This window comes from Vibrio sp. H11 (assembly GCF_004804295.1).
In the GTDB taxonomy this organism is placed as follows: domain Bacteria; phylum Pseudomonadota; class Gammaproteobacteria; order Enterobacterales; family Vibrionaceae; genus Vibrio; species Vibrio ostreae.
Genome location: NZ_SSHN01000006.1, coordinates 83,468 through 100,489, shown reverse-complemented (window position 1 = coordinate 100,489; position 17,022 = coordinate 83,468). Strand labels below are relative to the sequence as shown.

The window sequence follows — 17,022 nt, the reverse complement described above, 5'->3', positions numbered from 1 at the left end:
GTAGCGTAAAGTTTGATTCATGTCACATATTTGCCTTTGGTGATCTTGTTCAGGATATTTGTTTTAGTTCTTATGCTCAGATTCTCAGTAGGTTATACTGGTGTTCCCTTCATAATTAAGCAGGTCTGGCTATGTCTGACACCCCGCACGTTGATCCTTTCGCGGATCGTGAAGCTGATAACTACGAAAATCCAATACCAAGTCGTGAATTCATTATCGAATATCTGACTCAGGCCAATGTGCCGATGAACCGCAATGATCTGTTCGAGGCGCTGCAGTTGTCTGGTGAGGACCAGTACGAAGGCTTGCGTCGTCGTCTGCGTGCCATGGAACGAGACGGCCAGCTGGTGTTTACCCGCCGTCAGTGTTACGCCCTGCCGGAAAAACTGGAAATCGTCAAAGGCTATGTGATCGGTCATAAAGACGGTCACGGCTGGGTACGTCCGGAAGGCAGTGCCAATAAAGACAATGACATTCTTCTTCCTCATCACCAGATGAAACACATCATCCATGGTGATCTGGTACTGGTACAACCAACCGGTACTGACAAGCGCGGCCGAAAAGAGGGGCGATTAGTCCGCGTGCTGGAAGAGCGTCAAACTCAGATTGTGGGTCGCTTTTTCTTTGAATACGGCTACTCCTATGTGGTGCCGGATGACTCGCGGATTCATCAGGATATCCTGATCCCGAACGAGCTGCGCGGCAGCGCGCGGATGGGCAACGTGGTGGTGATTGAAATTACCGACCGTGGTACCCGCAATCGCGGCATGATGGGCCAGGTGGTTGAAGTGCTGGGCGAGAACATGGCGCCGGGTATGGAGACGCAAATTGCTATCCGCACGCACCAGATCCCGCATGTGTGGCCGCAAGAAGTGGAAAAACAGATTGCCGGTCTGGGTGAAGAAGTGCCGGAAGAAGCCAAACAGGGCCGGGTCGATCTGCGTCAACTGCCACTGGTGACCATCGATGGCGAAGATGCGCGGGACTTCGATGATGCGGTCTACTGTGAAGCCAAGAAAGGCGGCGGCTGGCGTTTGTGGGTCGCGATTGCCGATGTGAGCTATTACGTCCGTCCGGATTCTGCGCTGGATAAAGAAGCGATTCAGCGTGGTAACTCAGTCTACTTCCCGTCCCAAGTGGTTCCTATGTTGCCGGAAGTGCTGTCGAATGGTCTGTGTTCTCTCAACCCGCAGGTCGATCGCCTGTGTATGGTGTGTGAGATGACCATTTCGGAAAGCGGTAAGCTGTCTGGTTACAAACATTATGAAGCGGTAATGAATTCCCATGCCCGTCTGACTTACACCAAGGTGCACGACATTCTGGAAGGGGATGAAGAACTGCGTGCGCGTTATCATGCTCTGGTGCCGCATCTGGAAGAACTGCACCGCATGTATAAAGTGCTGAAAGGCTCACGAGAACAGCGCGGCGCGATCGAATTTGAAACTGTCGAAACCAAGTTTATTTTTAACGCCCAGCGCAAGATTGAAAGTATCGAGCCGCTGGTGCGTAACGATGCCCACAAGCTGATTGAAGAGTGCATGATCCTGGCCAACATCGCCTCGGCCTCGCTGGTGGAAAAAGCCAAAGAGCCATCGTTGTACCGCATCCACGAGTCGCCGGGTGAAGAGCGTCTGATGGGCTTCCGTGACTTCCTGTCCGAGCTCGGACTCGATTTAGGCGGTGGCCTGGAGCCGTCGCCGACCGATTACGCTCACCTGATGAGCCAGATTGGCGAACGTCCGGATAAAGAACTAATACAGACCATGCTGCTGCGTTCGATGAAGCAGGCGGTATACAACGCAGACAATGCCGGCCACTTTGGTTTGGCGCTGCAACGTTATGCTCACTTTACTTCGCCGATCCGCCGTTATCCGGATCTGCTGCTGCACCGCGCGATCAAGTATCTGATCGCCAAGCAGGAAGGGACCAATAAAGATCGCTGGACACCGACCGGCGGTTATCATTATTCCTTTGATGATATGGATTTCTATGGTGAGCAGTGTTCGATGACCGAGCGCCGTGCGGATGATGCAACGCGCGAAGTCTCTGACTGGCTGAAATGTGAATACATGCAGGATCACGTGGGTGAAGAGCTGGAAGGCGTGATTGCCAACGTGACCGGGTTTGGCTTCTTCGTACGCCTGACGGATCTGCACATCGATGGTCTGGTGCATATTTCCAACCTGGCAAACGACTACTATCAGTTTGATCCGATTGGCCAGCGTCTGGTGGGGGAATCGTTTGGTGCCATTTACCGCCTCGGCGATGCGGTAAAAGTCAAAGTGCTGGCAGTTAACCTCGATGATCGTCAAATAGACTTTGAATTAGTGGAAACAAGTCGTAAGCTACGCGGCGAAGGTAAAACGGCTAAGAAACGCGCGGCGGACGCCAAAGCCAAGGCGAAAGGCAAAAAACAGGCCGCCACTCGTGGCGCGAAAGCGGTTCCGCAAATTGAACCGACTAAACGCCCTGACGACAGGGATGCCGCCGAGCAACCGAAGCGTAAAAAAAGCAAAGCGGAAAAAGCACGTAAGCATCAGTCGCGCAGTAAAGCCGACAAAGCCCGTGCGAAAAAGTAATAGGTAACTAATGAGTAACGAACTGATCTACGGCATTCACGCAGTGCGTGCCGTCCTGGAACGCGACCCGGCACGTTTTGTTGAAGCGTACGTCCTGAAAGGTCGTCAGGATGATCGCCTGCTGCCGGTACTGAACGAGCTGGCTCATATCGGTGTATCGATTCAGGAAATGAACCGCAAAGTTCTGGATGACAAAGCGAACGGAGCCAACCACCAGGGCGTGATTGCCAAAGTCAAACCGAGCAAGCCGCTGAATGAAAATGACCTGGACGCGATCCTGGCTCAACATGAGCAGCCATTGCTGCTGGTACTGGACGGCGTCACCGATCCGCACAACCTGGGGGCGTGTCTGCGTAATGCCGATGCCGCAGGTGTGGCAGCGGTGATTGTGCCGAAAGATAAATCAGCACCGATGACAGCAACGGTCAGCAAAGTGGCGTGCGGTGCGGCGGAAACCGTGCCTCTGGTGCGGGTAACCAACCTGGCGCGTACCATGCGTGCACTGCAGGAGCAGGGCGTTTGGTTTGTCGGTACGGCTGGCGAAGCGACCCACGACATCTACCACAGCAAACTGACCGGGCCGCTGGCTATCGTGATGGGTGCGGAAGGGGATGGTATGCGTCGACTGACCCGAGAAACTTGTGATGACCTGATCAAGATCCCGATGGCCGGCACAGTTTCCAGCCTTAACGTGTCTGTGGCAACCGGTATCTGCCTGTTTGAGGCAGTGCGTCAGCGTTCGCTGAGCTAACTGAGCCGCTAACACAGCAAAACGCAGGCCCAGGCCTGCGTTTTTTATTGGTACTGCTGGTTACAGCTTAACCCCGAATCAGTGGTTTAGAATTAATAGCGTTTATTTTTCAAACACTGCTTGCATGCCCCCCGCCGATCTGTATAATGCAGCCCCACTGGTTAAGCCAGTTGTGAACCAATGAGCAGCGAGGAGCTGTTAAATCTTCGGATTTTTCAGGTAATGTAAACTCAGCTTATGTTCGCAGTTAATAAAAATTTAGCTTTTAACTGTCGTTATGATAGTTCCAGGTTAATCACCTATTAGCTGACAATGCGTCCTAATCTTGGATGCTACGGTTTCACATAAATCAATCGGCATTCTCTCGCCCTGGCGAGTTTGAGTGGCGATATTGTTTGTGTAATTTATCAAATTTGGAGCTCTGTCTCATGCAGAACCAACGTATCCGTATCCGCCTAAAAGCTTTCGATTACAAACTGATCGATGCTTCTACCGCGGAAATCGTTGAAACAGCTAAGCGCACTGGCGCACAGGTTCGTGGTCCAATCCCACTGCCAACTCGTAAAGAGCGTTTCACAGTTCTTATCTCTCCACACGTTAACAAAGATGCTCGTGATCAGTACGAAATTCGTACTCACAAACGTCTGATCGACATCGTTGAGCCAACAGACAAAACTGTTGATGCTCTGATGCGTCTAGACCTTGCTGCGGGCGTTGACGTACAAATTAGCCTAGGTTAAGGGAGATTAGAAGAATGATTGGTCTAATCGGTCGTAAAGTGGGCATGACCCGCGTATTTACTGAAGAAGGCGTTTCTATCCCAGTAACAGTTGTTGAGGTTGAAGCTAACCGTATTTCTCAAGTTAAAACTCTTGAGTCTGACGGCTACGCAGCAATCCAGGTAACTGCTGGTGCTAAGAAAGCAAACCGCGTAAACAAAGCTGAAGCAGGTCACTTTGCTAAAGCTGGCGTTGAAGCTGGTCGCGGTCTTTGGGAATTCCGTTTGGAAAACGGTGAAGAGTTTGAAGTTGGTGCTGAACTGACTGTTGAACTGTTCAACGAAACTAAGAAAGTAGACGTTACTGGTACATCTAAGGGTAAAGGTTTCCAAGGCGCTGTTAAGCGTTGGAACTTCCGCACTCAAGATATGACTCACGGTAACTCATTGTCTCACCGCGCACCTGGCTCTATCGGTCAATGTCAGACTCCAGGCCGCGTGTTTAAAGGCAAGAAAATGGCAGGTCACATGGGTGCTGAGCGTGTAACGACTCAAAACCTAGAGATCGTACGAGTTGACGCTGAGCGCAATCTGCTTCTTATTAAAGGTGCAGTCCCAGGCGCAACTGGCGGCAACGTGATCGTAAAACCAGCTGTTAAAGCATAACGTCTAGGAGTAAGTAATGGAATTGATGGTTAAAGGTGCTAACGCACTAACTGTTTCCGAAACTACTTTCGGACGTGAGTTCAACGAAGCTCTTGTACACCAAGTAGTTGTTGCATACGCAGCAGGTGCTCGTCAAGGTACTCGTGCTCAAAAGACACGTTCAGAAGTTTCTGGCGGTGGCGCTAAGCCATGGCGTCAAAAAGGTACTGGCCGTGCGCGTGCTGGTACAATTCGTAGCCCAATCTGGCGTACAGGTGGTGTTACTTTTGCTGCGAAACCACAAGATCACAGCCAAAAAGTAAACAAGAAAATGTACCGCGGTGCTATGAAAGCAATTCTTTCTGAGCTAGTTCGTCAAGAGCGTCTAATCGTTGTTGATAACTTCTCAGTAGAAGCACCAAAAACTAAAGAGCTAGTAGCTAAGCTTAACGAACTTGAGCTTAACGATGTACTTATCGTTACTGGCGAAGTAGACGAGAATCTGTTCTTAGCTGCTCGTAACCTGTACAAAGTTGACGTGCGCGACGCTTCTGGTATCGACCCAGTAAGCCTGATCGCATTTGACAAGGTTCTTATGACTGCTACTGCAGTTAAGCAAGTAGAGGAGATGCTGGCATGATTCGTGAAGAGCGTCTACTAAAAGTTCTACGTGCTCCACACATCTCTGAAAAAGCAACTATGGCTGCAGAGAAAGCGAACACTATCGTTTTCAAAGTAGCAAAAGATGCAACTAAGAAAGAGATCAAAGCAGCTGTAGAAAAGCTATTTGAAGTTGAAGTTAAGTCTGTAAATACTCTTATTCTTAAGGGTAAGACCAAGCGTCAAGGTCTACGCCAAGGCCGTCGTTCAGACGTGAAGAAAGCGTACGTAACTTTGAAAGAAGGTCAAGATCTTGACTTTGTTGGCGGCGCGGAATAACAGGAGTAGTTGAAAAATGGCTATTGTTAAATGTAAGCCGACTTCGGCTGGTCGTCGTCACGTAGTTAAAGTTGTTAACACTGACCTGCACAAGGGTAAGCCTTACGCACCACTTTTAGAGAAAAACTCTAAAAATGGCGGTCGTAACAACAACGGTCGTATCACTGTACGTCACATCGGTGGTGGTCACAAACAACACTACCGTGTAATCGACTTTAAACGTACTAAAGATGGCATCCCAGCGAAAGTTGAGCGCCTAGAATACGATCCAAACCGTAGCGCGAATATCGCTCTGGTTCTGTACAAAGACGGTGAGCGTCGTTACATCATTGCACCTAAAGGTCTGCAAGCTGGTGATGTTATCCAATCTGGTGTTGATGCACCGATTAAAGCGGGTAACACTCTGCCAATGCGCAACATCCCTGTAGGTTCAACCGTTCACAACGTAGAGCTGACTCCTGGTAAAGGTGCACAGCTAGCTCGTTCTGCGGGTGCATATGCACAAATCGTTGCTCGCGACGGTTCATATGTAACTATCCGTCTACGTTCTGGCGAAATGCGTAAAGTATTGTCTGAAGGCCGTGCAACAATCGGTGAAGTAGGCAACTCTGAGCACATGCTACGTGAACTGGGTAAAGCTGGTGCTAGCCGCTGGCGCGGTGTTCGTCCAACCGTTCGCGGTGTGGTAATGAACCCGGTTGACCACCCACACGGTGGTGGTGAAGGCCGTACTTCTGGTGGTCGTCACCCAGTATCTCCTTGGGGTATGCCTACTAAAGGCTTTAAGACCCGTAAGAACAAACGCACTGACAAGTACATCGTACGTCGTCGCAATAAGTAATCTATTAAAGAGGATAAGCCATGCCACGTTCTCTCAAGAAGGGTCCATTTATTGACCTACACTTGCTGAAGAAGGTAGAGAAAGCGGTGGAAAGCGGAGACAAAAAGCCTATTAAGACTTGGTCCCGTCGTTCAATGATCATTCCTACAATGATCGGTTTGACCATCGCTGTCCATAATGGTCGTCAACACGTTCCAGTTTTCGTAACTGACGAGATGATCGGTCACAAGCTGGGTGAATTTGCACCAACTCGCACTTACCGCGGCCACGCTGCGGATAAGAAAGCTAAGAAGCGCTAAGGAGTAAATAATGGAAGCATTAGCTAAACATAACTTTGCTCGCATTTCTCCTCAGAAAGCTCGCTTAGTTGCAGATCAAATTCGTGGTAAGAAAGTTGACCAAGCACTAGAAGTTCTGACTTTCAGCAACAAAAAAGCTGCTGTACTAGTTAAGAAAGTTCTAGAGTCAGCTATCGCGAACGCGGAGCACAACGAAGGTGCAGATATTGACGACCTACGTGTCGCTAAAATCTTCGTAGATGAGGGCCCAGTCATGAAGCGTATTATGCCTCGTGCTAAAGGCCGTGCGGATCGTATCTTGAAGCGTTCAAGCCACATCACTGTGGTTGTCGCAGATCGCTAAGAGACTAGGAGAGTAAGCAATGGGTCAAAAAGTACATCCAAATGGTATTCGTCTAGGCATCGTTAAGCCTTGGAATGCTACATGGTTTGCTAACACCAAAGATTTCGCTGACAACCTAGACGGCGACTTCAAGGTACGTCAGTTCCTGACTAAAGAACTGTCAAAAGCGTCTCTATCACGCATCGTTATCGAGCGTCCTGCGAAGAGCATCCGTGTGACTATTCACACTGCTCGTCCAGGTGTTGTTATCGGTAAGAAAGGTGAAGACGTTGAGAAGCTACGCGCAGCAGTAGCGAAAATCGCAGGTGTACCAGCGCAAATCAACATCGCTGAAGTACGTAAGCCTGAGCTAGACGGCCAACTAGTGGCTGATAGCATCGCGTCTCAACTAGAGCGTCGTGTTATGTTCCGTCGTGCTATGAAGCGCGCGGTACAGAATGCTATGCGTCTAGGCGCTAAAGGTATCAAAGTGGAAGTAAGCGGTCGTCTAGGCGGCGCTGAAATCGCACGTTCAGAGTGGTACCGTGAAGGCCGTGTGCCTCTACACACTCTACGTGCTGACATTGATTACGCAACTTCTTCGGCTCACACCACTTACGGTGTAATCGGCGTTAAAGTTTGGATCTTCAAAGGTGAGATTCTAGGCGGAATGCCAGCTGCTAACGCAGTAGAGCCTAAGGCTGACAAGCCTAACAAGAAGCCGCGTAAAGGCCGTAAGTAAGGAGTCGACAGATGCTACAACCTAAACGTACTAAGTTCCGTAAGGTTCATACAGGTCGTAACCGTGGTCTGGCTAAAGGTACTGAAGTAAGCTTCGGTTCTTTTGGTTTGAAAGCTGTAGGCCGTGGTCGTCTAACTGCTCGTCAAATCGAAGCGGCACGTCGTGCTATGACGCGTCACATTAAGCGTCAAGGTAAAATCTGGATCCGTGTGTTCCCAGACAAACCAATCACAGAAAAACCACTAGAAGTTCGTCAAGGTAAGGGTAAAGGTAACGTTGAGTACTGGGTAGCCCAAATCCAACCTGGTAAGGTTATGTACGAAGTTGATGGTGTACCTGAAGAACTGGCTCGTGAAGCGTTCCGTCTTGCGGCGCGTAAACTGCCATTCAAGACTACATTTGTAACTAAACAGGTGATGTGATGAAAGCACAAGATCTACGCGAAAAAAGCGTTGAAGAGCTGAATGCAGAGCTGATGAATCTGCTTAAAGAGCAGTTCAACTTGCGCATGCAAGCTGCAACTGGTCAACTACAGCAAACTCATACTCTGAAAGCTGTACGCCGTGATATCGCACGTGTTAAAACTGTTTTGACTGAGAAGGCGGGCGCATAATGAGCGACAATATTCGTACCCAGCAAGGTCGTGTAGTTAGCGACAAGATGGACAAGTCTATCACTGTTGCTATCGAACGTTTTGTGAAGCACCCAATCTACGGTAAATTCGTTAAGCGTACGACTAAAGTACACGCACATGATGAAAACAACGAGTGTGGCATCGGCGACACAGTTGAGATTTCAGAATGTCGTCCACTGTCTAAGACTAAGTCTTGGACTTTGGTAAAAGTAGTAGAAAAAGCGAAAATCTAATTTAGCTTGACTACGAATAAAGCGGCCCCAATTATTTTTGGGGCCGCTTGTTTTTTGACTACCCAATCTCGAAAAAGGGTGGTACAATTCGCGTCCCTTTAAAGAGGCAGCCCGACCCGAGACGGGTCTAGTTTATTTAATATTTAGCGGAGCACTAACATGATCCAAATGCAAAGTATGCTGGACGCAGCTGATAACTCAGGCGCTCGCAGCGTAATGTGTATTAAGGTTCTGGGTGGCTCTCACCGTCGTTACGCTCATGTGGGCGACATCATCAAAGTTACCGTGAAAGAAGCAATTCCACGCGGTAAAGTGAAGAAAGGTGATGTACTGAAGGCGGTGGTAGTTCGCACCCGTAAAGGCGTACGTCGACCAGACGGTTCTGTCATTCGCTTCGACCGTAATGCTTGTGTGCTGTTGAACAACAACACCGAGGCACCAATCGGTACACGTATCTTTGGTCCAGTGACTCGTGAACTTCGTACTGCGAAATTCATGAAGATTGTTTCACTGGCTCCAGAAGTTCTGTAAGGAGCGGCAATAAAATGGCAGCTAAAATCCGTCGTAATGACGAAGTGATCGTTCTTGCTGGTAAAGACAAAGGCAAGAAAGGTAAAGTAACTAAGGTTCTAGCAACTGGTAAAGTTATCGTAGAAGGTATCAACCTTGTTAAGAAACACCAGAAACCTGTTCCTGCACTAGGTATCCAAGGCGGTATCGTAGAGCAAGAAGCAGCGATCGACGTTTCTAACGTGGCTATCTTCAACGCAGCTACTGGTAAAGCGGACCGTATCGGTTTTCGTTTCGAAGACGGCAAGAAAGTTCGTTTCTTCAAGTCTAACAACGAAACCGTTTCTAACTAATTAGAAGTAATTTGGAGTTCTACTATGGCGAAACTGCATGATTACTACAAGTCGTCTGTAGTCGCTGAACTGACCAAACAGTTCGGTTACACAAGCGTCATGCAAGTCCCTAGAATTGAGAAAATCACCCTCAATATGGGCGTTGGTGAAGCAATCAACGATAAGAAACTACTGGAAAACGCAGCATCTGACATGGCAACCATTTCTGGTCAAAAGCCACTGATCACTAAAGCGCGTAAATCTGTTGCTGGTTTCAAAATTCGTGAAGGCTACCCAATTGGTTGTAAAGTAACCTTGCGTGGCGAACGCATGTGGGATTTTCTGGAGCGCTTAATTGCAATCGCTCTACCACGTGTACGTGACTTCCGCGGTGTTAGCGCTAAGTCTTTTGACGGCCGCGGTAACTACAGCATGGGCGTTCGCGAGCAAATCATCTTTCCGGAAATCGACTACGATAAAGTCGATCGTGTGCGCGGTCTTGATATCACTATCACGACGTCTGCTGCAAACGATGAGGAAGGCCGTGCTCTGCTGGCTGCCTTTAACTTCCCATTCCGTAAGTAAGGTGAAGGGTTACTGTTATGGCTAAACAATCAATGAAAGCACGTGAAGAAAAACGTGCAAAGCTAGTAGCTAAGTTCGCAGAAAAGCGTGCAGCGCTAAAAGCTATCATCAGCGATGTAAACGCATCTGAAGAAGATCGTTGGAATGCAGTTCTGACTCTGCAATCTCTTCCACGTGATTCAAGTGCATCACGTCAGCGCAACCGTTGTAACCAAACTGGTCGTCCACACGGTTACCTACGTAAGTTCGGTCTGAGCCGTATTAAAGTTCGTGAAGCTTGCATGAAAGGCGAGATTCCTGGACTTCGTAAGGCTAGCTGGTAATTGCCACTTAATCATTTGGAGTAAAGTTTATGAGCATGCAAGATCCGATTTCGGATATGCTGACCCGTATTCGTAACGGTCAGGCAGCAAACAAAGTTGCTGTTAAAATGCCTTCTTCAAAGCTGAAAGTTGCAATCGCTGCACTACTGAAAGCTGAAGGTTACATCGTTGACTTCGCTGTTGAAAGCGAAGCAAAACCTGAGCTGGAAATCACTCTTAAGTATTTCCAAGCGAAACCAGTAATCGAGCAAATCAAGCGCGTTTCTCGTCCAGGTCTTCGTGTTTATAAGAAGAAAGACGAGCTGCCATCAGTGATGGGCGGTCTTGGTGTTGCTGTTGTTTCCACTTCCAAGGGTCTGATGTCAGACCGCGCTGCTCGTAAAGCAGGTCTTGGCGGTGAAATCATTTGCTACGTAGCTTAATTTTAAGGAGTAGAACATGTCTCGTGTTGCTAAAGCACCTGTCGCTATTCCAGCTGGCGTAGAGGTGAAACTAAACGGCCAAGAGATCACTGTTAAAGGCGCTAAAGGTGAACTAACTCGCGTTATTCACAACGGCGTAGTGATCGCACAGGAAGAAAACAACCTAACTTTCGGCCCAGCTGAAGGTGTTGCTAACGCATGGGCTCAAGCAGGTACTGCTCGCGCTCTGGTTAACAACATGGTTGTTGGTGTTACTGAAGGCTTTACTAAGAAGCTAGTTCTTAAGGGTGTAGGTTACCGTGCTGCTATCAAAGGCAACGCTGTAGGTCTGACCCTGGGCTTCTCTCACCCTGTTGAGCACGAGCTGCCAGCGGGTGTTAAAGCTGAATGTCCAAGCCAAACTGAAATTGTACTGACTGGTGCTGATAAGCAAGTAGTTGGTCAAGTTGCGGCTGACATTCGTTCTTACCGCGCGCCTGAGCCTTACAAAGGTAAAGGTATTCGTTACGCAGATGAAAATGTGCGTACTAAAGAAGCTAAGAAGAAGTAAGGTAACACTATGGATAAGAAAGCATCTCGCATCCGTCGTGCTACACGTGCACGTCGTAAGATTGCAGAACTGGGTGCGACTCGCCTAGTTGTACACCGTACTCCTCGTCACGTGTACGCTCAGGTAATCGCAGCGAACGGCTCTGAGGTTATCGCATCAGCTTCTACTGTAGAAAAAGCGATCCGTGAGCAAGTGAAATACTCTGGTAACATCGATGCAGCTAAAGCAGTAGGTAAAGCTATTGCAGAGCGTGCGCTTGAGAAAGGCGTATCAGCTGTTGCATTTGATCGTTCCGGTTTCCAATACCACGGTCGAGTAGCGGCGCTGGCAGACTCTGCTCGCGAAGCTGGTCTGAAATTCTAAGGTAGGGTTGGAAGATGGCTAAAGAACAACAAGTTCAAGCGAATGATTTGCAAGAAAAGCTAATCGCCGTTAACCGCGTTTCTAAAACGGTTAAAGGTGGTCGAATCATGAGCTTCACTGCACTGACTGTAGTTGGTGACGGTAACGGTCGTGTAGGTTTCGGTTACGGTAAAGCCCGTGAAGTACCTGCAGCGATTCAAAAAGCAATGGAAAAAGCACGTCGTAACATGGTTACTATCGCGCTTAACGAAGGTACTCTTCACCACCCGGTGAAAGGTCGCCACTCGGGCTCTAAAGTTTACATGCAGCCAGCTGCAGAAGGTACTGGTGTAATCGCAGGTGGTGCGATGCGTGCAGTACTTGAAGTTGCGGGTGTACATAACGTTCTGTCTAAAGCATACGGTTCTACGAACCCTATCAACATCGTTCGTGCAACGATCGACGCTCTAGTAGATGTTAAGTCACCAGAAATGGTTGCGGCTAAACGTGGTCTAACTGTTGAATCTATTTCGGAGTAAGAACACCATGGCAACTATTAAAGTAACTCAAACTAAAAGCTCAATTGGTCGCCTACCGAAGCACAAAGCTACTTTGCGCGGTCTAGGTCTTCGTAAAATCAACCACACAGTAGAACTTGAAGATACTCCGTGCGTACGCGGTATGATCAACAAGGTTTACTACATGGTTAAAGTTGAGGAGTAATCATAATGTTTTTGAATACTCTATCACCGGCTGCTGGTTCTAAACCTTCTAAGAAGCGTGTAGGCCGTGGTATCGGTTCTGGCCTTGGTAAAACTGGTGGCCGTGGCCACAAAGGTCAAAAGTCACGTTCTGGCGGTAAAGTTCGTCCAGGTTTCGAAGGCGGTCAGATGCCTCTGAAACAACGTCTACCAAAATTCGGTTTCACTTCTCGTAAGAGCCTAGTGTCTGCTGAAATTCGTCTGTCTGAACTGGCGAAAGTAACTGGTGACGTAGTTGATCTAAACAGCCTGAAAGCGGCAAACCTGGTGACTAAAAACATCGAGTTTGCAAAAATCGTTCTTTCTGGCGAGATCAACAAAGCAGTGACTGTAAAAGGTCTGCGCGTAACTAAAGGCGCTAAAGCTGCAATCGAAGCTGCAGGCGGTAAAATCGAGGAATAATCTCGAGGATTGAGGTACAGATGGCTAAGAAACCAGGACAAGATTTTCGTAGTGCTCAGAGCGGCTTAAGTGAGCTGAAGTCGCGCTTATTATTCGTAGTGGGTGCGCTTCTAGTATTCCGAGCAGGCTCTTTTGTGCCAATCCCTGGTATTGACGCTGCTGTACTTGCCGATTTGTTCGAACAGCAAAAAGGCACCATCATTGAGATGTTTAACATGTTCTCTGGTGGTGCACTTTCGCGTGCATCTATATTCGCACTGGGCATCATGCCGTATATTTCGGCATCTATTGTTGTCCAGTTGCTGACTGTAGTTCATCCAGCGTTAGCCGAACTCAAGAAAGAGGGTGAGGCAGGCCGTCGTAAGATTAGCCAATATACGCGTTACGGCACGCTTGTACTTGCATGTTTCCAGGCTATTGGTATTGCAACCGGCTTACCAAACATGGTCGACAATCTGGTTGTTATCAACCAAACCATGTTTACGCTAATTGCTACCGTGAGTTTAGTAACCGGCACCATGTTCCTGATGTGGTTAGGTGAACAAATTACAGAGCGTGGAATTGGTAATGGTATTTCATTACTAATCTTTGCAGGTATCGTTGCTGGATTGCCACAAGCAATCGGTCAGACAATCGAGCAAGCGCGTCAAGGTGAACTGCATGTACTTCTTCTACTGTTAATTGCAGTGGTAGCTTTTGCTGTTATTTACTTCGTTGTGTTCATGGAACGTGGTCAGCGTCGAATCGTCGTTAACTACGCGAAGCGTCAACAGGGTCGTAAAGTTTTTGCAGCGCAAAGCACTCACTTGCCATTGAAAATTAATATGGCGGGTGTTATCCCTGCGATTTTCGCATCGAGCATTATCCTGTTCCCAGGAACACTGGCTCAGTGGTTTGGTCAGAACGGCGAGAGCAGCACATTTGGTTGGCTAACTGATGTGTCTTTGGCTCTGAGCCCGGGTCAACCGCTGTATGTAATGCTTTATGCAGCAGCGATTATTTTCTTCTGTTTCTTCTATACTGCGTTGGTGTTTAACCCTCGCGAAACAGCAGATAACTTGAAGAAGTCTGGTGCATTCGTACCCGGTATCCGCCCAGGCGAACAGACAGCTAAGTACATTGATAAAGTAATGACTCGCTTAACCTTAGCCGGTGCGCTATACATTACTTTCATCTGTCTGATCCCTGAGTTCATGATGGTCGCTTGGAACGTACGTTTCTACTTCGGCGGCACATCACTACTGATTGTAGTTGTCGTAATCATGGACTTTATGGCACAGGTACAGACTCATATGATGTCAAATCAATATGATTCTGTGTTGAAAAAGGCAAATCTGAAAGGTTATGGCCGTTAACAGGTCGCCATTCAGAGAGATTTACGGAGTTTAGCAATGAAAGTTCGTGCTTCCGTTAAAAAAATCTGCCGTAACTGTAAAGTTATCAAGCGTAACGGTGTCGTTCGCGTGATTTGCAGTGAGCCAAAGCACAAGCAACGCCAAGGCTAATAAGCAGAAATTTTTACTTGAAAAGTAAGGGTTGGTCGAGTATATTCCTCGGCCTACCTTTTGCGTGCAAAAGAAGTAGTATCCCGCAGCGTATCCTCTACGGGCTTTGCTGCGGATAATTCTTTTATAGAAAGTACTAGGAGTGAATAGTGGCCCGTATAGCAGGCATTAACATTCCTGATCAAAAACATGCAGTAATCGCGCTTACCGCGATTTACGGCATCGGTAAGACTCGCTCTCAAGCTATCCTAGCTGAAGTGGGTATCGCTGAAAATGTTAAGATCAGTGAACTAACAGAAGATCAGATCAATCTACTGCGTGATGGTGTAGCTAAGTACACTGTAGAGGGTGATCTACGTCGTGAAGTATCCATGAACATCAAGCGTCTTATGGACCTTGGCTGCTACCGTGGTCTTCGTCACCGTCGCAGTCTACCACTACGTGGACAGCGTACTAAAACCAATGCTCGCACCCGTAAGGGTCCGCGTAAGCCGATCAAAAAGTAATCGGGAAGGGTAGAGTACAATGGCTAAACAACCAACTCGCGCACGTAAGCGTGTACGCAAGCAAGTTGCTGATGGCGTAGCGCATATCCACGCATCTTTCAACAACACAATCGTAACCATTACTGACCGTCAAGGTAATGCTCTAGCATGGGCTACCGCAGGTGGTTCAGGTTTCCGTGGTTCTCGTAAGTCAACTCCGTTCGCTGCACAGGTTGCTGCTGAACGTTGTGCTGAAATGGCCAAAGAATACGGTCTGAAGAATCTGGAAGTTATGGTTAAGGGTCCTGGTCCAGGTCGCGAATCTACTGTTCGTGCACTGAACGCCGCTGGTTTCCGCATTACAAACATCGTAGATGCGACACCAATCCCTCATAACGGTTGTCGTCCACCTAAGAAACGTCGCGTTTAACGTTTCTGGGAACATTGGAGAAAGATCATGGCAAGATATTTGGGTCCTAAGCTGAAGCTTAGCCGCCGCGAAGGTACTGACTTGTTCCTTAAGTCAGGCGTTCGTGCGATTGATACCAAGTGTAAAATCGATAACGCACCAGGTGTACACGGCGCACGTCGCGGTCGTCTATCTGAGTATGGCGTTCAGCTTCGCGAGAAGCAAAAAGTTCGTCGTATGTACGGCGTTCTAGAAAAACAATTCCGTAACTACTACAAAGAAGCAGCTCGCCTTAAAGGTAACACTGGTGAGAACCTACTTCAGCTTCTTGAAGGTCGTCTGGACAACGTAGTTTACCGTATGGGCTTTGGCGCAACTCGCGCAGAAGCACGTCAGCTGGTTAGCCACAAAGCTATCCTGGTTAACGGTAAAGTTGTAAACGTTCCTTCTTTCAATGTTGCGGCCAACGACGTTGTTGCAATCCGTGAGAAAGCGAAAGCGCAATCTCGCGTAAAAGCGGCTCTTGAAGTTGCTGAACAACGCGAAAAACCAACTTGGATTGAAGTAGATGCAAGCAAGATGGAAGGTACTTTCAAGCGTTTGCCTGAACGTTCTGATCTATCAGCTGACATCAACGAACAATTGATCGTCGAGCTTTACTCTAAGTAAGGTTTAAACTAAAGAGAGGACACAATGCAGGGTTCTGTAACAGAATTTCTTAAGCCACGTCTTGTTGATATCGAACAAATCAGCACGACACACGCAAAAGTAACTCTTGAGCCATTAGAGCGTGGTTTCGGCCATACTCTTGGTAATGCACTTCGCCGTATTCTTCTATCTTCTATGCCGGGTTGTGCCGTAACAGAAGTAGAGATTGAAGGCGTACTTCACGAATACAGCACCAAAGAAGGTGTTCAGGAAGATATCCTTGAGATTCTACTGAACCTGAAAGGTCTGGCAGTTCGCGTTGCCGAAGGCAAAGATGAAGTGTTCATTACACTGAACAAATCAGGCTCGGGCCCTGTGGTTGCAGGTGACATCACCCATGATGGTGATGTAGAGATCGTAAACCCTGAACACGTTATTTGTCACTTAACGGATGACAACGCTGAGATCGCAATGCGTATCAAAGTTGAACGTGGTCGTGGTTATGTTCCAGCTTCTGCGCGTATCCATACTGAAGAAGATGAGCGTCCAATTGGTCGTCTGCTTGTCGATGCTACATTCAGCCCAGTAGACAAAATTGCCTACTCTGTTGATGCAGCACGTGTTGAGCAGCGTACTGACCTGGACAAGCTTGTTATCGATATGGAAACAAACGGTACTCTTGAACCTGAGGAAGCTATCCGTCGTGCAGCAACTATTCTTGCTGAACAACTGGATGCATTCGTAGATCTTCGTGATGTACGTGTTCCTGAGGAGAAAGAAGAGAAGCCTGAATTCGATCCGATCCTACTGCGTCCTGTAGACGATCTTGAACTAACAGTTCGCTCTGCTAACTGTCTGAAAGCAGAAGCGATTCACTACATCGGTGATCTAGTACAGCGCACTGAGGTTGAGCTACTTAAAACGCCTAACCTTGGTAAGAAATCTCTTACAGAGATTAAAGACGTGCTTGCATCACGTGGTCTTTCTCTGGGCATGCGCCTGGAAAACTGGCCGCCAGCGTCCATCGCTGAAGATTAATCGATAC

29 protein-coding genes are annotated in these 17,022 nt (G+C 48.1%); all 29 read left to right on the top strand.

The genetic code is table 11. From position 1 onward, the window contains the following. Positions 1–131 precede the first annotated feature (131 nt). The 29 genes from rnr (at position 132) to rpoA (ending at position 17,015) form a co-directional block, all read left to right on the top strand. Positions 132–2,579 (top strand): ribonuclease R, encoded by a 2,448-nt coding sequence (gene rnr, locus E6C74_RS11390; RefSeq protein ID WP_136485210.1) that lies wholly within the window; start codon positions 132–134, stop codon positions 2,577–2,579. Between the two features lie 10 nt (positions 2,580–2,589). Next, complete coding sequence (gene rlmB / locus E6C74_RS11385) at positions 2,590–3,330, top strand: 23S rRNA (guanosine(2251)-2'-O)-methyltransferase RlmB (RefSeq protein WP_136485208.1); 741 nt, start codon at positions 2,590–2,592, stop codon at positions 3,328–3,330. A gap of 428 nt (positions 3,331–3,758) precedes the next feature. Next, on the top strand, positions 3,759–4,070 hold the full coding sequence (gene rpsJ, locus E6C74_RS11380; protein ID WP_001181007.1) for a 30S ribosomal protein S10: 312 nt from the start codon (positions 3,759–3,761) through the stop codon (positions 4,068–4,070). Between the two features lie 14 nt (positions 4,071–4,084). After that, entirely contained in the window at positions 4,085–4,714 is a 630-nt protein-coding gene (rplC, locus tag E6C74_RS11375; RefSeq protein ID WP_136485206.1) for a 50S ribosomal protein L3, read from the top strand. A 16-nt stretch (positions 4,715–4,730) separates the two neighbouring features. Next, positions 4,731–5,333: a 50S ribosomal protein L4 gene (rplD, locus tag E6C74_RS11370; RefSeq protein WP_136485203.1), complete on the top strand. Its 603-nt coding sequence runs from the start codon at positions 4,731–4,733 to the stop codon at positions 5,331–5,333. Continuing rightward, positions 5,330–5,632: a 50S ribosomal protein L23 gene (gene rplW, locus E6C74_RS11365; protein ID WP_004394523.1), complete on the top strand. Its 303-nt coding sequence runs from the start codon at positions 5,330–5,332 to the stop codon at positions 5,630–5,632. The genes rplD and rplW overlap by 4 nt, the downstream gene beginning before the upstream one ends. 16 nt (positions 5,633–5,648) lie before the next feature. Further along, positions 5,649–6,473, top strand: a complete 825-nt coding sequence (gene rplB, locus E6C74_RS11360; RefSeq protein ID WP_136485201.1) for a 50S ribosomal protein L2 — start codon at positions 5,649–5,651, stop codon at positions 6,471–6,473. Between the two features lie 20 nt (positions 6,474–6,493). Further along, on the top strand, positions 6,494–6,772 hold the full coding sequence (rpsS, locus tag E6C74_RS11355) for a 30S ribosomal protein S19 (protein WP_004394525.1): 279 nt from the start codon (positions 6,494–6,496) through the stop codon (positions 6,770–6,772). Between the two features lie 10 nt (positions 6,773–6,782). After that, positions 6,783–7,115, top strand: coding sequence for a 50S ribosomal protein L22 (gene rplV / locus E6C74_RS11350; protein WP_136485198.1), 333 nt, complete (start codon positions 6,783–6,785; stop codon positions 7,113–7,115). A gap of 19 nt (positions 7,116–7,134) precedes the next feature. Continuing rightward, a complete protein-coding gene (gene rpsC / locus E6C74_RS11345) occupies positions 7,135–7,836 on the top strand; it encodes a 30S ribosomal protein S3 (protein WP_020329479.1) in 702 nt (233 codons plus the stop codon). A gap of 11 nt (positions 7,837–7,847) precedes the next feature. Beyond that, positions 7,848–8,258 carry a 50S ribosomal protein L16 gene (gene rplP, locus E6C74_RS11340; protein WP_004728605.1) on the top strand — a complete coding sequence of 137 codons (411 nt, stop codon included), beginning with the start codon at positions 7,848–7,850 and terminating at the stop codon, positions 8,256–8,258. Further along, the gene (rpmC, locus tag E6C74_RS11335) at positions 8,258–8,449 is read left to right on the top strand and encodes a 50S ribosomal protein L29 (protein ID WP_136485196.1); all 192 of its coding nucleotides are present in this window, start codon (positions 8,258–8,260) and stop codon (positions 8,447–8,449) included. The genes rplP and rpmC overlap by 1 nt, the downstream gene beginning before the upstream one ends. Further along, entirely contained in the window at positions 8,449–8,703 is a 255-nt protein-coding gene (gene rpsQ, locus E6C74_RS11330) for a 30S ribosomal protein S17 (RefSeq protein ID WP_136485194.1), read from the top strand. The genes rpmC and rpsQ overlap by 1 nt, the downstream gene beginning before the upstream one ends. Positions 8,704–8,862: 159 nt before the next feature. Then, on the top strand, positions 8,863–9,234 hold the full coding sequence (gene rplN / locus E6C74_RS11325; RefSeq protein WP_136485192.1) for a 50S ribosomal protein L14: 372 nt from the start codon (positions 8,863–8,865) through the stop codon (positions 9,232–9,234). Positions 9,235–9,248: 14 nt separating this feature from the next. Next, entirely contained in the window at positions 9,249–9,566 is a 318-nt protein-coding gene (rplX, locus tag E6C74_RS11320; RefSeq protein WP_136485190.1) for a 50S ribosomal protein L24, read from the top strand. Between the two features lie 24 nt (positions 9,567–9,590). Continuing rightward, on the top strand, positions 9,591–10,130 hold the full coding sequence (gene rplE, locus E6C74_RS11315; RefSeq protein WP_136485187.1) for a 50S ribosomal protein L5: 540 nt from the start codon (positions 9,591–9,593) through the stop codon (positions 10,128–10,130). A gap of 17 nt (positions 10,131–10,147) precedes the next feature. Then, the gene (gene rpsN / locus E6C74_RS11310; protein ID WP_020329484.1) at positions 10,148–10,453 is read left to right on the top strand and encodes a 30S ribosomal protein S14; all 306 of its coding nucleotides are present in this window, start codon (positions 10,148–10,150) and stop codon (positions 10,451–10,453) included. Between the two features lie 29 nt (positions 10,454–10,482). Beyond that, on the top strand, positions 10,483–10,875 hold the full coding sequence (gene rpsH, locus E6C74_RS11305) for a 30S ribosomal protein S8 (RefSeq protein WP_136485185.1): 393 nt from the start codon (positions 10,483–10,485) through the stop codon (positions 10,873–10,875). Between the two features lie 16 nt (positions 10,876–10,891). Further along, positions 10,892–11,425: a 50S ribosomal protein L6 gene (rplF, locus tag E6C74_RS11300; protein ID WP_136485182.1), complete on the top strand. Its 534-nt coding sequence runs from the start codon at positions 10,892–10,894 to the stop codon at positions 11,423–11,425. Between the two features lie 9 nt (positions 11,426–11,434). Beyond that, positions 11,435–11,788 (top strand): 50S ribosomal protein L18, encoded by a 354-nt coding sequence (rplR, locus tag E6C74_RS11295; protein WP_136485180.1) that lies wholly within the window; start codon positions 11,435–11,437, stop codon positions 11,786–11,788. Between the two features lie 14 nt (positions 11,789–11,802). Then, the gene (gene rpsE / locus E6C74_RS11290) at positions 11,803–12,306 is read left to right on the top strand and encodes a 30S ribosomal protein S5 (RefSeq protein WP_136485178.1); all 504 of its coding nucleotides are present in this window, start codon (positions 11,803–11,805) and stop codon (positions 12,304–12,306) included. A gap of 7 nt (positions 12,307–12,313) precedes the next feature. Beyond that, positions 12,314–12,490, top strand: a complete 177-nt coding sequence (gene rpmD / locus E6C74_RS11285) for a 50S ribosomal protein L30 (protein ID WP_000201159.1) — start codon at positions 12,314–12,316, stop codon at positions 12,488–12,490. 5 nt (positions 12,491–12,495) lie between these two features. After that, the gene (gene rplO / locus E6C74_RS11280) at positions 12,496–12,930 is read left to right on the top strand and encodes a 50S ribosomal protein L15 (protein WP_136485176.1); all 435 of its coding nucleotides are present in this window, start codon (positions 12,496–12,498) and stop codon (positions 12,928–12,930) included. A gap of 20 nt (positions 12,931–12,950) precedes the next feature. Continuing rightward, positions 12,951–14,285: a preprotein translocase subunit SecY gene (gene secY, locus E6C74_RS11275; protein ID WP_136485174.1), complete on the top strand. Its 1,335-nt coding sequence runs from the start codon at positions 12,951–12,953 to the stop codon at positions 14,283–14,285. A gap of 36 nt (positions 14,286–14,321) precedes the next feature. Further along, positions 14,322–14,435 carry a 50S ribosomal protein L36 gene (gene rpmJ, locus E6C74_RS11270; RefSeq protein WP_000868186.1) on the top strand — a complete coding sequence of 38 codons (114 nt, stop codon included), beginning with the start codon at positions 14,322–14,324 and terminating at the stop codon, positions 14,433–14,435. 149 nt (positions 14,436–14,584) lie between these two features. Then, positions 14,585–14,941 carry a 30S ribosomal protein S13 gene (gene rpsM, locus E6C74_RS11265; RefSeq protein ID WP_136485171.1) on the top strand — a complete coding sequence of 119 codons (357 nt, stop codon included), beginning with the start codon at positions 14,585–14,587 and terminating at the stop codon, positions 14,939–14,941. Positions 14,942–14,960: 19 nt separating this feature from the next. Then, positions 14,961–15,350 (top strand): 30S ribosomal protein S11, encoded by a 390-nt coding sequence (gene rpsK / locus E6C74_RS11260; protein WP_001118870.1) that lies wholly within the window; start codon positions 14,961–14,963, stop codon positions 15,348–15,350. A gap of 27 nt (positions 15,351–15,377) precedes the next feature. After that, positions 15,378–15,998 (top strand): 30S ribosomal protein S4, encoded by a 621-nt coding sequence (rpsD, locus tag E6C74_RS11255; RefSeq protein ID WP_136485169.1) that lies wholly within the window; start codon positions 15,378–15,380, stop codon positions 15,996–15,998. A gap of 24 nt (positions 15,999–16,022) precedes the next feature. Beyond that, positions 16,023–17,015 (top strand): DNA-directed RNA polymerase subunit alpha, encoded by a 993-nt coding sequence (gene rpoA / locus E6C74_RS11250; RefSeq protein WP_004728619.1) that lies wholly within the window; start codon positions 16,023–16,025, stop codon positions 17,013–17,015. Positions 17,016–17,022 lie beyond the last annotated feature (7 nt).